The sequence below is a fragment of the Amphritea pacifica genome (genome assembly GCF_016924145.1).
Taxonomy (GTDB): Bacteria; Pseudomonadota; Gammaproteobacteria; order Pseudomonadales; family Balneatricaceae; genus Amphritea; species Amphritea pacifica.
Genome location: NZ_JAFFZO010000220.1, coordinates 1 through 265, shown reverse-complemented (window position 1 = coordinate 265; position 265 = coordinate 1). Strand labels below are relative to the sequence as shown.

At 50.9% G+C, this 265-nt stretch carries 1 protein-coding gene; it reads left to right on the top strand.

Going from position 1 to position 265, the window contains the following annotated elements:
• Nucleotides 1–265: hypothetical protein (locus tag JW499_RS23270; RefSeq protein WP_205212559.1), on the top strand; the 265-nt coding region annotated here is incomplete at both ends.

Here is a 265-nt window from a genome sequence, read left to right as displayed (position 1 = left end):
AGCCACGCCCGGAACAGGGCACACTGGTTAAATTATTGCAGGGCGGTGATCCCCTGCCCTGGACCCGAGCCAACGAAACCGTTCCCGTCAGTATGATCCAGGAGCCAACACCCGCAGAGATCAAACAACGCATGAAACACAATAAAGGCGAGACCTATTGGGATGAAAATCAGTGCACCATAGGCTCGCTTAATCGCTGGGGATTAATCTACTTTTACATCACTATGTTTGCGAAAGGCTTTTGCGTCTTCCTCGGCCCACTTTT